Annotated in this window: 12 protein-coding genes; 5 read left to right on the plus strand and 7 right to left on the minus strand. The window is 64.0% G+C overall.

The window, feature by feature from the left end; translation table 11 throughout:
- The 3 genes from B3873_RS00375 to B3873_RS00385 form a co-directional block, all read right to left on the minus strand.
- The coding region (locus tag B3873_RS00375) for an amino acid ABC transporter permease (RefSeq protein ID WP_286863482.1) at positions 1–594 on the minus strand (594 nt) is incomplete at its 3' end.
- Positions 595–695: 101 nt separating this feature from the next.
- Entirely contained in the window at positions 696–1508 is an 813-nt protein-coding gene (locus B3873_RS00380) for a basic amino acid ABC transporter substrate-binding protein (RefSeq protein ID WP_039783602.1), read from the minus strand.
- Between the two features lie 218 nt (positions 1509–1726).
- On the minus strand, positions 1727–3799 hold the full coding sequence (locus B3873_RS00385; RefSeq protein WP_286863484.1) for a UvrD-helicase domain-containing protein: 2073 nt from the start codon (positions 3797–3799) through the stop codon (positions 1727–1729).
- Between the two features lie 126 nt (positions 3800–3925).
- On the opposite strand from B3873_RS00385, the gene B3873_RS00390 reads away from it, so the two are divergent.
- Positions 3926–4396, plus strand: coding sequence for an SRPBCC family protein (locus B3873_RS00390; RefSeq protein WP_034330381.1), 471 nt, complete (start codon positions 3926–3928; stop codon positions 4394–4396).
- 103 nt (positions 4397–4499) lie between these two features.
- Here B3873_RS00390 and B3873_RS00395 read toward each other — a convergent pair whose 3' ends face one another.
- Positions 4500–5558, minus strand: coding sequence for a YeiH family protein (locus tag B3873_RS00395; RefSeq protein WP_286863487.1), 1059 nt, complete (start codon positions 5556–5558; stop codon positions 4500–4502).
- Positions 5559–5719: 161 nt separating this feature from the next.
- On the opposite strand from B3873_RS00395, the gene B3873_RS00400 reads away from it, so the two are divergent.
- Positions 5720–6622: a LysR family transcriptional regulator gene (locus B3873_RS00400; RefSeq protein WP_286863488.1), complete on the plus strand. Its 903-nt coding sequence runs from the start codon at positions 5720–5722 to the stop codon at positions 6620–6622.
- Positions 6623–6648: 26 nt separating this feature from the next.
- On the opposite strand, the gene B3873_RS00405 is transcribed toward B3873_RS00400, so the two are convergent.
- Positions 6649–7134, minus strand: a complete 486-nt coding sequence (locus B3873_RS00405; RefSeq protein ID WP_209532505.1) for an asparaginase domain-containing protein — start codon at positions 7132–7134, stop codon at positions 6649–6651.
- A 206-nt stretch (positions 7135–7340) separates the two neighbouring features.
- Here B3873_RS00405 and B3873_RS00410 point away from each other — a divergent pair, with 206 nt between their 5' ends.
- Positions 7341–8105, plus strand: a complete 765-nt coding sequence (locus B3873_RS00410; RefSeq protein WP_034330392.1) for a hypothetical protein — start codon at positions 7341–7343, stop codon at positions 8103–8105.
- Here B3873_RS00410 and B3873_RS00415 read toward each other — a convergent pair.
- Together B3873_RS00415 and B3873_RS00420 are read right to left on the minus strand one after the other, a co-directional pair.
- Positions 8083–9069, minus strand: coding sequence for a D-2-hydroxyacid dehydrogenase family protein (locus tag B3873_RS00415; protein ID WP_259433435.1), 987 nt, complete (start codon positions 9067–9069; stop codon positions 8083–8085). The two genes, B3873_RS00410 and B3873_RS00415, sit on opposite strands and share 23 nt — an antisense overlap.
- A 125-nt stretch (positions 9070–9194) precedes the next feature.
- Positions 9195–10202, minus strand: coding sequence for a zinc-dependent alcohol dehydrogenase family protein (locus B3873_RS00420; protein ID WP_209532507.1), 1008 nt, complete (start codon positions 10200–10202; stop codon positions 9195–9197).
- Positions 10203–10399: 197 nt separating this feature from the next.
- Between B3873_RS00420 and B3873_RS00425 the strand changes: the two genes are divergently transcribed.
- The gene (locus tag B3873_RS00425) at positions 10400–11290 is read left to right on the plus strand and encodes a LysR family transcriptional regulator (RefSeq protein WP_209532509.1); all 891 of its coding nucleotides are present in this window, start codon (positions 10400–10402) and stop codon (positions 11288–11290) included.
- A gap of 387 nt (positions 11291–11677) precedes the next feature.
- A partial coding sequence (locus tag B3873_RS00430) for a phosphoenolpyruvate carboxykinase (GTP) (RefSeq protein ID WP_286863492.1) occupies positions 11678–12894 on the plus strand: 1217 nt, incomplete at its 3' end.

A 12894-nucleotide genomic window follows, 5' to 3' on the forward strand; every position in this document is an offset into this window, starting at 1 on the left:
CAGTTCAGCCAGGCCGATGGCCGAGACCAGCGAGGAATCCTTCAACAGCGTGATGGCTTCGTTGCCCAGCGGCGGCAGCATGCGGCGAAACGCCTGCGGCAGCACCACGTAGCGCATCGTGAGGCCGTAGTTCATGCCCAGGCTGGCGGCGGCATAGGACTGGCCGCGTTCGATGGACTGGATGCCGGCGCGGAAGATTTCCGAAATGTAGGCTCCCGCATTGAGCGACAGCGCGACCGTGCCGGAGAGGAAGGCACCATAGTCCTGCTTGATGGTGCGCGCCAGTTCGCCGGTGATGAGCAGGCCGTGTTCCTGTTGCACCAGCAGTGGCATCACCGCGAAGTGGATCAGCATGATCTGCACGAACAGCGGCGTGCCACGGAAGAAGGCGACGTAGAAGCTGGCCAGCCAGCGCAGCAGCTTCAGCGGCCACTTCCACGGACCGTGCTGCAGGTCGGCCAGGCGCAGCATGCCCACCAGCAAGCCGATCACGGTGCCGATCAGGATACTGATCAGCGACACCTGCAAGGTCATGAGGACGCCCTTGGCGAACAGCGGCGCGTAGCCTTGGATGATGCTCCAGCGGAAATCCATGTCGGACTCGATTGGTGGTTGTAAAAATCAGTTTCTGGAAAGACAGGACGGCGGCAGATGCCGCCGTCCTGATGAGCTGCCGGCGGTGCGCCGGACAGGGCTTACTTGCCGAAGTATTGTGCGCTGATGGCGGCGAAGCTGCCATCGGCCTTCATGTCGGCCAGGCCCTTGTTGATCTTGGCCAGCAGTTCCGGATCATCCTTGCGCACGGCGATGCCGTAGTCTTCCTTGGGGAAGCTGGGGTCGGTGACGGTACGCAGCTTGCTGTTGGGGTTGTTGGCGATGTAGTTCTTGACCACCGGTTCATCGGCCACGACGGCGTCAACGCCACCGCTTTCCAGTTCCTTCAGGGCCAGCGGGGTGGAGTCGAAGCGCTTGATCTTGGCGCTGTTCTTGCCCAGCACCTGCTGCACCAGTTCGTCGCCGGAGGTGGCGCTCTGGGTACCGACGGTCAGGGGCTTCAAGTCATCCATCTTGCTGACCTTGGTGTCGGCGGCCGGCAGGGCGATGGTCTGGGTGGCCACGAAGTAGGGCTCGGAGAAGGCCACCGACTTCTTGCGTTCATCGGTGATGGTGATGGCCGAGATCAGCAGGTCGCGGTCACCTTGTGCCAGGAAATTGAAGAAGCCTTCGAAGGGCGTCGGTACGAACTTGACTTCGATGCCGATCTTCTTGGCCAGGGCCTTCATGACGTCGATGTCGAAACCGACCACATCCTTCTGTTCGTTTTCCGAGGAGAAGGGCGCATAGGCCGATTCCACGCCGACCACGTAGACGCGGGCGGCTGCGGCTTGCGGCGCGGGGGTGGCGGCGCTCTTGTCTTCCTGCTTGCCGCAGGCGGCCAGGCCCAGCATGCCGACGAAGCCGGCGGTCAGTGCCAGCGTACGGGCGTGGCGGGAGAACATCTTGATCATTGCGTGATTTCCTTGTCTGGAATGGTTTGGGGCAACAGGGGCAGACGAGCGGGTAGCGCGGCGGGCGGTGTTGCTTCTGTGAAACTTGGGGATTTTTTTGCAGGCGGCATTGTAAACCGCGATGCGGCCAGGGCGCTCATTTCGAGATCAAATCGCACAATGGATGTGCGTGATATCGACATTTTCGCCACGTTTCAGGCGCGTATGCGCCCCTGGGCTCAACTTCCTTCCGGCGTCGGACGCGGCTTCTGCAACAAGGCCTTCAAATTGGCCAGCCGCGCCTGCGGCGTGATCTTCTCGCTCTCCTGCGGCACCGCCTCGCCTTCATCCAGGCGCATCTCCTTGACGAAGCGCGAGATCTGGCATTCGATCACTTCCTTGGCGCGCTTGCGGCGCTTGCACCAGGACAGGTGCAGCGAACGCTGCGCGCGGGTGATGCCCACGTACATCAGGCGGCGTTCCTCTTCCACGCGCGCAGCGGCGGCCTCGGGCGGGGTGTCGGGGTCGCCCTTGTGCGGCAGGATGCCTTCCTCCACGCCCACCAGGAACACGTGCGGAAACTCCAGTCCTTTGGACGCATGCAAGGTCGACATGCGCACCGCATCCTGCTCTTCGTCGCGCCCTTCGAGCATGCTCATCAGCGCCACCATCTGGGTGATCTCCAGCAGGTTCTTCTCTTCGCCCTCGCCATCGCGGCCGCCGCAGGCGCGTTCCTTGAGCCAGTTGACGAAGTCCACCACGTTCTGCCAGCGTGCCTGCGCCGCGCGTTCCTCGAAGCTGTCGTAGAGGTAGAACTCGTAGTTGATCGCCTCCATCATGTCGTCCAGCACCTTGCCCGCCTCTTCGCCGCTGCCGGACGGACCCGGCCGCGTGGCGCGCGATTCCAGCGCATTGATGAAGTCGCAGAACTTGCGCAGCGGCAGCAGCTGGCGGTCGGTCAGCTTGTCTTCCAGGCCGCCCTTGTAGACCGCCTCGAACAGCGAACACTGCCACTGTCCGGCCAGCGTGCCCAGCACTTCCAAAGTCGCCTGGCCCACGCCACGGCGCGGCGTGGTGACGGCGCGGATGAAGGCCGGGTCATCGTCCTGGTTGGCGATCAGGCGCAGATAGGCAATGATGTCCTTGATCTCGGCACGGTCGAAGTAACTCTGCCCGCCTGACATCACGTAGGGGATGCGTTCGCGCCGCAAGGATTTTTCCAGGATGCGGGCCTGGTGGTTGCCGCGATACAGGATGGCGTAATCGGCAAACTTGGCGCGCCGCTCGAAGCGGTGCGCCGAGAGCGTGATGGCGATCTGGTCGGCTTCGGCTTCTTCATCATCCATCGCCATGACCGTGATCGGATCGCCCAGCCCGTGCTCGGACCACAAGGTCTTGTCGAACAGCTTGGGATTGTTGGAAATGACCGCATTGGCCGCCTGCAGGATGCGCGTGCTGGAACGATAGTTCTGCTCCAGCTTGATGAGGTGCAGGTTGGGAAAATCCACGCCCAGCAGTTTCAGGTTCTCGATGGTCGCGCCGCGCCAGGCATAGATGGCCTGGTCGTCGTCACCCACGGCAGTGAACATGGGTTTCTTGCCGATCCCTGTCACCAGCAGCTTGACCAGTTCGTACTGGCAGGTGTTGGTGTCCTGGTATTCGTCGATCAACAGGTAGCGCAACTTGCGCTGCCAGCGGTCGCGCACCTCCTCGTTGCTGCGGAACAGCTCCACCGGCAGGCGGATCAGGTCATCGAAATCGACCGCCTGATAAGCCTTCAGCGTAGCCACATAGCTGCGGTAGATGCGCGCAGCCTGGGCTTCGTCTTCGGTGCGGGCATTCTTTTCGGCCAGCTCGGGATCGATCAGGCCGTTCTTCCACAGGGAAATGGAATTCTGGATGCCGCGGATGATGGCCTTGTCGGTGGTGACCGCCAGTTCTTGCACGAGGGAAAAACAATCATCGCTGTCCATGATTGAAAAGCGGTCCTTCAGCCCCAGATGCTTGGACTCCTGCCGCAGGATCTTCACGCCCAGTGAATGGAAGGTCGAGACCGTGAGGTGCTTGGCCTGCTTGGGATCCTTGAGCAGCTTGGCGATGCGCTCCTGCATTTCCAGCGCCGCCTTGTTGGTGAAGGTGAGCGCGGCGATGTTGCGCGATTCGTAACCGCAGTTCTCGATCAGGTGCGCGATCTTCTGCGTGATCACGCGGGTCTTGCCCGAACCGGCACCGGCCAGCACCAGGCAGGGCCCGGCCATGTAGTGGACGGCTTCGCTTTGCGGCTTGTTCAGGCCGAAGGAGGGTGCGGACATACGGAGGCGATCGGCGTGGGCAGGAGAAGAAACGAGGCGCCATTGTAGCAGCCCGCCCGACCGGCCCGGCTGCGCCTGTGGGACAATGCCCGCATTGCCGGCGGCAACAACAACACGAGAGCAACCATGAAATTCAACCATCTCATCCAGATCAACGATCCGCTCAATCCGCTGATCGATTCCCTGACCCGCGAGCAACTCTGGCGCGGCCTGGTCTTGCGTGCGGAGTCGCCGCGCCTGTTCATGCCGCATCTGGATGACTGCCGCCTCTCCGAAAAAAGCCTCGACAGCGTGCGCCGCGAGTTGCGCTATGGCGAGCTGGTCATCATCGACAAGGTCACTTACCTGCCGCAGATCCAGGTGCTCTATGAAGTGCCCTCGCAGGGCGAGATCCCGGCCTCGCGCATGAGCATGACCATCGAGGAGCCGCAGGCCGATGTGCTCTTCGTGCGCTTCGAGTATGACGACGGCAAGCCCGAGGATGTCACCGGCGAAGAAGCTTTCTATGACAACTTCCGCCGCTCGGCTTATCAGGAAGCCGATATCGATACGGTGCGCATCATCCGCGAACTGACGCAGCGCGGTGAGCTGCATTGAAGAAACTGAATCAGCTTGCCGGTTGAGTCAGTTTTCCTGATGTAACAAAAAAGGCGCGCTCCCTGTGGAGCGCGCCTTTTTGCTTGATGAGCTGCAGTCAGGTTCAGGCCAGCAAGCGTCCCAATGCGCCATTGACCAGGGCTCCGCCAATCACCAGCCACGCAAACAGCACCGCACCGAGGATCACGGGCTTGATGCCCGCACTGCGCAGCGCCGAGAGGTGGGTGGACAGTCCCAGGGCCGCCATGGCCATGGCCAGCATCAGCGTATCGGCTTGCAGCACCAGCTGGTTGACGGCGGCCGGCAGCGGGAAGAAGGAGTTGAACACCACCACACCGATGAAGGCGAAGGCGAACCAGGGAATCGACAGCTTCTTCGTTGCATGTGCAGCCCCCGATGCGGCCGCCGCAGACGGTGCCACCTTAATCGACAGCATCAGCAGGAAGGGCGCCAGCATCATCACGCGGACCATCTTGGTGATCACCGCCACATCGGCCGTGTGCTGATCGATGGAGCGTGCAGCGGCCAGCACCTGCGCCACTTCGTGGACGGTGGAGCCGATGTAGACGCCGAAGTCCGGCAGGCGCAGGCCCCACACCGGTTCGGCCTGCAGCGTATAGAGCAGCGGATAGAGGAAGATCGCCAGCGACCCGAAGATGACCACGGTCGAGACCGCCACGGTGACCTGCTCGCTGCGGGCGCGCAGCACCGGTTCAGTGGCCATCACGGCAGCCGCCCCGCAGATCGAGCTGCCGGCACCGATCAGCAGCGCGGCGTCACGATCCAGCTTCAACAACTTGGTACCGACCAGCCACGCCAGTCCGAAGGTGGACAGCAGCATGGCCGCGTCGATCACCACACCGGCCACGCCGACGTGGGCGATGTCCTGGAAGGTCAGGCGGAAGCCGTAGAGGATGATGCCCGCACGCAGCAGCGTCTGCTTGGAGAAGCGCACGCCCTCGCCGCAGTACGCACCGAGACGCGGATAGACGGTGTTGCCGATCAGGATGCCCAGCACGATGGCCACGGTCAGGGCCGAGAAACCGTGATTCTGCAGCCAGCCGATATTGCCCAGGCTCATGGCAGCCCAGGCGACGGCGCCTGAAAGCGCCAGTCCGGCGGCGGCCGGCGGCAGGGAGGAAGTCTGGATGGCGGTACGCATGGGGCTCTCCACGAAGGGTGTGCTGTCGATGGAGTGCACTTTACGCGCCGGGCTTATAAAAGAAAAACGCGTTATTTTGCTAATATCTACCTGTTGAACAGGTAGATGGACGGTGACGTTTTCTGCGCACCCCCATGTCCGAAATGCATAACGGAGGATCGATGAGAATCACGCTGCGGCAATTGCAGATTTTCCTGGCCGTGGCCCAGTCAGGTTCGACCACGGCGGCGGCCGGGCTGGTGGCGCTGTCGCAGTCGGCGGCCAGCGCTGCGCTGAACGAACTGGAGAGCCTGCTGGGCGTGCAGTTGTTCGACCGTGTCGGCAAGCGGCTGGTGCTGAATGACAGCGGCCGACAGCTGCTGCCGCAGGCGCGCCACATGCTGGATGCGGCCCAGACCATCGAGCGCCAGTTCAGCGATCCGGCCGCCGGCAGCGACCTGCACCTGGGGGCTTCCACCACCATCGGCAGCTATCTGCTGCCGGCCATGATCGCCGCTTATCGGCGCAGTCATGCAGGGGCGCGAGTGCGCGCGCTGGTGGCCAATACCGCCGATATCGTGGAGGCCGTAGTCAACTTCGAAGTGGATGCGGGACTTATTGAAGGGCCCTGCCATGCCGATGATGTGCAGGTGGAGCCGTGGATGACCGATGAACTGATCGTGGTGGCCGCGCCCAAACACCCCATCGTCCGCGCGCGCCGCAAGATCACCCTGAAGATGCTGCGCGAAGCCGACTGGCTGCTGCGCGAGGCCGGGTCCGGCACGCGCGAGGCGGTCGAGCATGCGCTCATTCCCTACCTGCATCATTTGCCGTCCTCCTTCGAGTTCGGCAATTCGGAAGCCATCAAGCGCGCCACCGCGGAAGGCCTGGGCATCAGCTGCCTGTCACGTTCGGTGGTGGAAGATTTGATCGAATCAAGGAAGCTGGTCGAACTGGACACGCCCCTGCCGACCTTGCGCCGGCATTTCTACATGGTGGTCAGCCGCCACCGCGCGCCTTCTCCTAGCCTATCGGCGCTGCTGTCGTTCTGCCGCGACTGGGCGCAGCGGCAGGCACCGCACTGAAGGACGGGGCCTGCCAGGGGCTGGGGTCAGATCGGTTCGAAGACGCCCGCGCTGCGGTTCTTGGCGACCTTGTTCCAGGCGAAGATGCGGCCGTTCATGGCCACATACACGCCCGGCGGCAGGACCTGGGCCACACCGCAGGCAAAGCCGAAGTTGAAGAAGGCGTCGGAATTGGCGATCTCGTAGGGGATCATGGCGCCGGTCAGCACCACGGTCTTGTCGGTGAGCGCCTGGCCGAGCACCTGGGCGGTCTGCTGCATGGTGTCGGTGCCGTGGATGATGACGATGGCTTTTTGCGCCGAGGCCTGGCAGGCTTCCAGCACGCGCTGGCGGTCGCCGTCCTGCATCTCCAGCGAATCGAGCAGGCGCAGGGTTTCCAGGGAAACTTCGGTGGTGATGCGGGCGCGGGCGATGACGTCCGGCAGGTGGCTCTCGCCAAAGCCAAGCTGGCCCGCGATTTCGTCGTAATGCTTGTCGAAGGTGCCACCGGTGGCGATGATGCGCAGGCTCATGGGTTTCCTATCTTCCAACTGGTCAAAATGTTCACATCGCGGGATAAGCAAGATGCGGTCCCGGACGCCGCGTGCCAGCCGCTTCCCCCCGGATAGCCGCGCTATGGCTGCTGGCAGGCGCTATCTTACACGCAGGAAGCTTCATTTTCGTGTCGAGACGGGCGGGGCCGGAGCGATTTTCCAAGGACATTTATAATGGACCGCATATGAAACCTCTGGCACCCGGCACCGTCATCTTCCACCGCCATCGCGGCTATGGCGTGATCGTGCTCGTCAACCTGATGACGGGCTGGATTTCTGCGCGCTTCGGCAGCGAGGTGCGCACCCTGGACCTGAACCTGTCGTCGGACGAAGTGCAGCACGCCGATGGCACGCCCATCCTGTTCCGCCGCGCCCCGCCGGACCGCATGCCGCATGCGCGCCTGATGGCCATGGTGCGCGAGCTGCATCGTGCCGGTTATCAGCGGCTCTACCTCTATAGCTGGCCCAAGCCGTCCGGGCTGCACTGGCGCTGGCATCTCTTCAGCGGCCCGCGCAACTGGATCGAGCGGCCCTGGCGCGAGGGCTGGTATGGCTCGGGCGCCGATTACAACTTCAATCCGGTGATGGGCTGGGGCGACGGACCTTCTTCGTCCCCCGAGGAACTGGCGCGCCTGCTGGCCCAGTTCGACCCGCAGGGACTGGCCCAGGCGCTGGGCGAGGACGAAGCCCATGCCAGCTGGTTCGAGCTGGTGTGCGCCACGCTATTGCCGGATTACGCCTTCAGCCTCGGTTGGCACAGCAACGGCAGCATCCCGGAACACCTGCCGGTGATCCCGATCCGGCGCAATGTCCCCGAATACGCCGGCCCGCCGCTACCGTGGCCGCCGGGTTGGCGGCACCTGTGGAAGCGCGCCGGGGCCATGCCCCAGCTGACCTATGACCCGCCGGTCAGAACCATTCACCGCATCACCCCAGAGCCTCAGGATTGAGCACGTTCTTCGGCGTCCCGGCGGCGTAGTCGACGATGTTCTGGAAGGCCGCACGGAAGTAAAGTTCATATCCGTCTTTTTCCACATAGCCCAGGTGCGGGGCGGCTACTACGTTGTCCATCTTCAGCAGCGGTGAGTCCACCGGCAGCGGTTCGCGCTCGTAGACGTCGAGCGCGGCCAGTCCGGGGCGGCCGGCGTGCAGGGCCGCTTCCAGCGCATCGGCCTCGACCAGTTCGGCGCGGCTGGTGTTGACGAAGCAGGCGGTCGGCTTCATGCGGGCCAGGTCGCTGGCCTTGACGATGCCGCGCGTGGCGTCGTTCAAGCGCAGGTGCAGGGTCAGAACGTCGGCCTGGGTGAAGAAATCTTCCTTGCTGGCGGCAGCTTGCAGGCCATCCTTGACGGCTTGCTCGCGGCTGGCCTCGCGTCCCCACACCACCACCTGCATGCCGAAGGCGCGGCCATAACCGGCCACCAGCTTGCCGATCTTGCCGTAGCCCCAGATGCCCAGGGTGCGCCCCTTCAGGGCGGTGCCGATCAGGTTGTGATGCGGCGTGGGCGAGACCTGCTGCCAGGCCCCCGCACGCAGGGCGCTGCAGTATTGCGGCACGCGGCGCATGGCAGCCATGATGAGGGCCCAGGTCAGCTCGGCCGGTGCGGTCGGGTCGCCCACGCCTTCGACGATGGCAATGCCGCGCGCGGTGGCGGCGGCCACGTCGACATGCCCGCTGACCTTGCCGGTCTGGGAAATCAGTTTCAGCAGGGGGAGTTTTTCCAGCAGGGGCTGGGTGAGGGCGGTGCGTTCGCGGATCAGCACCACGGCGTCGAAGGGCGCCAGCCGCGCGGCCAGCTGGCCGGTGCCGCGCACGGTGTTGGTGAAGACCTTGACGTCGTGGCCGTCGAGCAGACGGAAGCAGTCGAGGTGGCGCACGGCATCCTGGTAGTCGTCGAGGATGGCGATTTTCATGGGAAGTCTCCTGGCACTCTTGAGGGGCGGTGACCGGCCACCTGCGTGGCCGGCGTGGGCGTCCATCATAAAGCGATTGCCGGGATTCGGCACGGGCGCTGCTGCCCTGGCCGCTTCCCCGCCACTCAAATGCCGATGTCGATGACCAGCTTGCCGCGCGCCTGGCCCTCGGCCACCAGGGCGTGGGCCTGGTTGACCTGCTCCAGGGTGAAGCGGCGTTCGTCCATCAGAATCCGCAATTTCCCGGCATCGGCCAGGCCTGCGGCTTGGCGCATGATCTGGCCATGGCGCGCGCGGTCTTCGCCGGTCAGCAGCGGCAGCAAGGTGAAGACGCCCGAATAGGTCGCGCCCCGGAAGGACAGCGGCGCCAGCTTGTGCGCGCCCCAGCCGAGGCAACTGACGACATGTCCGACATAGCGGCGGGCCGCGGCGAAGGAGGCGTCCAGCGTAGCGCCGCCGACGGTGTCGTAGATGACGTCGAAGCCTTTGCCGTCGGTGTATTGCTGGACGTAATCCTCCACCTGCTGGCTGCGGTAGTCGATGGCGGTGGCGCCCAGGCTTTCGATGAGGCCCTGCTGGTCGGCGCTGCCGGTGGCATAGACCTCGGCACCGAGCGCACGGGCGATCTGCACGGCGATGTGGCCGACCCCGCCTGCGCCGCCGTGCACCAGCACTTTCTGGCCGGGCTGTACGCGGGCGCGCTCGACCAGGCCTTCCCAGGCGGTGATGAAGATCAGGGGCAGGGCGGCCGCCTGGCGCATGTCCAGGCTACGCGGCTTGTGCGCCAGCAGGTCGGCATCGACGGCGGCGAACTGGGCCAGCGAGCCGGGCACGCCGCCGATGCCGCCGGTCATGCCATAGACCTCGTCACCGGCAACGAAGCGCGTTTCGCCAGGCGCGACTGCCTCGACCACGCCGGCCAGGTCGATGCCCAAGATGGCCGGCAGGCGGGCCTGGGCATGGGCGGCGTTGCCGGCCTGGATCTTGGTATCGAGCGGATTGACGCCGCTGGCGGCGATACGCACCAGCACCTGGCCGGGGCGCAGCGTCGGTATTTCGATCGGGGCAAGCGACAACGGGGTGCCGAACTGGGTCAGCAGGGCGGCTTGCATGAGGGAGGGGGCGTTGGACATGATGACTCCTGAAGGTGGTCTGGGTGAAGGAAGCTCGCCTCACCGCAGGGCGGCAGGTCGATGCACGCAGTCTCGCGGTTTGCCTTGCGCGGAAAAAGCGGGCGGCGCCAAAGTCAGAATTGCGCATCGGCGAATAATCGGCCGCGTGCCATGGCCTAGAATCAGGGCACCGATAACGACAGCACAGGGAGAACACCATGGACCGACTGGACATGCTCAAGGTCTTTTGCGCCGTGGTCGAGGCGGGCGCATTCAGCCGGGCGGCTGAAAAGCTGTCCATGTCCACCTCCTCCGTGACCACTCACGTGGCCGCACTGGAGGCGCACTTCAAGGTGCGTCTGCTCAATCGCACCACGCGCAGCATGTCGCTCACCGAAGAGGGGCGGCATTGCCACCAGCAGGCGCTGCGGCTGCTGGCCGACATGGGCGAGCTGGAGGCGGGTTTGCGGGCCTCCGATACGCGCCCCGCAGGGCTGCTTCGGGTTGACCTGCCCAGCGTCATCAGCCGGCGTTACGTGGCGCCGGCGCTGCCGGACTTCCTGCGCCGGTATCCCGAGCTGGAGCTGCGCGTGACCGTGAGCGACCGCATGGTCGACATGGTCGAAGAAGGGCTGGATGTGGTGGTGCGCATCGGCACCCTGGCCGACTCCGGCATGGTGGCGCGCAAGCTGGCCGGTACCCGCTACCTGTGCTGTGCAGCGCCGTCCTACCTGCAGCAGCACGGCTGGCCGCAGACGCCCGAGGCGCTGGATCAGTTCGCCTGCCTGGGTTTCCTGAATCCGCGCACGCGCATGGTCAAGCCCTGGCGTTTCAGCCGTGACGGCGTGGAAAGCTCGCATATTCCAAAGGGCCTGCTGGCCATGGATCATGTGGAATCCATGGTGGCAGCCGCACAGGCCGGCGGCGGCATCATCCAGCAGATGTCGGTGACCCTCGATCCGGCCTTGCAGGAGGGTAGCCTGGTGCCGGTGCTGCCGGAATGGCAGCTGGCCGGTCCGGACATCGTGGCGCTTTACCAACCAACACGCCGCGAGACAGCTAAGGTGAAGGTTTTCGTCGCGTTTCTGCAGGAGATATTCACGGCGTGAATGGCATATCGCCCGCAATGCCCCGCAAATCCAGTGTTCATGCGGTTTATCAAGGAATGACTGTTATATCCCACGGTAATGAATTAACAGATTTTTTTTGATTTGTAATTACCTACTACATAAGTCGGGTATTTTTCGCTACAAATTTGCGTAAATTCCGTTTTATCGGGGTACAATCGCTGCCACTTTCCTGCACTCTCGACTGTCGAAGAGTGAGCAAAACCCGCCGCCAGCAAGGAGGCGGGCCGGGTAGCCGGGCTCCTGGAGCCGGCCGCCATCGACAAGACCGCCGTATTGCAGACTGGCGTGCGTATCCCGCCAGGCCCGTGCAACGACGATCCTGCCGTGCCAACCGAATTCATCAACTTGTGGCATTGGAGGTAGCATATGAACCAACCCCTCATGGCAGGCATTCCCGCAGTCAATGCGCCCGCCTACGTCAAACACCAGAAACTGATCAACTGGGTCGCCGAAATCGCCGCGCTGACCAAGCCGGCTCGCATTTACTGGTGCGATGGTTCGCAGGAAGAATACGATCGCCTGTGCGCTGAAATGGTCGCCGCCGGCACCATGAAGAAGCTCAACGAAGCCAAGCGTCCCAACAGCTACCTGGCCTGCTCCGATCCGTCGGACGTGGCCCGCGTGGAAGACCGCACCTTCATCTGCTCGCAGAACAAGGAAGACGCCGGTCCGACCAACAACTGGACCGATCCGGCCGAGATGCGCCAGACCTTGAACGGCCTCTTCGACGGCTGCATGGCCGGCCGCACCTTGTACGTGGTGCCGTTCTCGATGGGTCCGCTGGGTTCGCCCATCGCCCACATCGGCGTGGAATTGTCCGACTCTCCCTATGTGGCCGTGAACATGCGCATCATGACCCGCATGGGCAAGGCCGTCTATGACGTGCTGGGCAGCGATGGCGAGTTCGTGCCCTGCGTGCACACCGTGGGCGCACCGCTGGCCGCCGGCCAGAAGGATGTGGCCTGGCCGTGCAACGCCACCAAGTACATCGTCCACTATCCGGAAACCCGCGAGATCTGGTCCTACGGTTCGGGCTACGGCGGCAATGCGCTGCTGGGCAAGAAGTGCTTCGCCCTGCGCATCGCCTCCACCATGGGCCGCGCCCAGGGCTGGCTGGCCGAGCACATGCTGATCCTGGGTGTCGAATCCCCGGAAGGCAAGAAGCACTACGTGGCCGCCGCTTTCCCTTCGGCCTGCGGCAAGACCAACTTCGCCATGCTGATCCCGCCCAAGGCCTTCGGCGGCTGGAAGGTCACCACCATCGGTGACGACATCGCCTGGATCAAGCCGGGTGCCGATGGCCGCCTGTATGCCATCAACCCGGAAGCCGGCTATTTCGGCGTGGCCCCGGGCACCAACGAAAAGAGCAACTACAACTGCATGGCGTCGGTGTCGGCCAACACCATCTTCACCAACGTGGCGCTGACCGATGATGGCGACGTCTGGTGGGAAGGCATGACCAAGGAAGCCCCGGCGCACCTCATCGACTGGCAGGGCAAGGACTGGACCCCGGAAATCGGCAAGGAAACCGGCCGCAAGGCAGCGCACCCGAACGCCCGCTTCACCGTGGCCGCGACCCAGAA

Source organism: Herbaspirillum sp. UBA812 (assembly GCF_002296545.1).
GTDB lineage: Bacteria > Pseudomonadota > Gammaproteobacteria > Burkholderiales > Burkholderiaceae_D > Herbaspirillum > Herbaspirillum huttiense.

Coding starts and splice junctions, on each gene's coding strand:
- B3873_RS00380 (WP_039783602.1), bottom strand. CDS start 1,508: ATGATCAAGATGTTCTCCCGCCACGCCCGTACGCTGGCACTGACCGCC.
- B3873_RS00385 (WP_286863484.1), bottom strand. CDS start 3,799: ATGTCCGCACCCTCCTTCGGCCTGAACAAGCCGCAAAGCGAAGCCGTC.
- B3873_RS00390 (WP_034330381.1), top strand. CDS start 3,926: ATGAAATTCAACCATCTCATCCAGATCAACGATCCGCTCAATCCGCTG.
- B3873_RS00395 (WP_286863487.1), bottom strand. CDS start 5,558: ATGCGTACCGCCATCCAGACTTCCTCCCTGCCGCCGGCCGCCGCCGGA.
- B3873_RS00400 (WP_286863488.1), top strand. CDS start 5,720: ATGAGAATCACGCTGCGGCAATTGCAGATTTTCCTGGCCGTGGCCCAG.
- B3873_RS00405 (WP_209532505.1), bottom strand. CDS start 7,134: ATGAGCCTGCGCATCATCGCCACCGGTGGCACCTTCGACAAGCATTAC.
- B3873_RS00410 (WP_034330392.1), top strand. CDS start 7,341: ATGAAACCTCTGGCACCCGGCACCGTCATCTTCCACCGCCATCGCGGC.
- B3873_RS00415 (WP_259433435.1), bottom strand. CDS start 9,069: ATGAAAATCGCCATCCTCGACGACTACCAGGATGCCGTGCGCCACCTC.
- B3873_RS00420 (WP_209532507.1), bottom strand. CDS start 10,202: ATGTCCAACGCCCCCTCCCTCATGCAAGCCGCCCTGCTGACCCAGTTC.
- B3873_RS00425 (WP_209532509.1), top strand. CDS start 10,400: ATGGACCGACTGGACATGCTCAAGGTCTTTTGCGCCGTGGTCGAGGCG.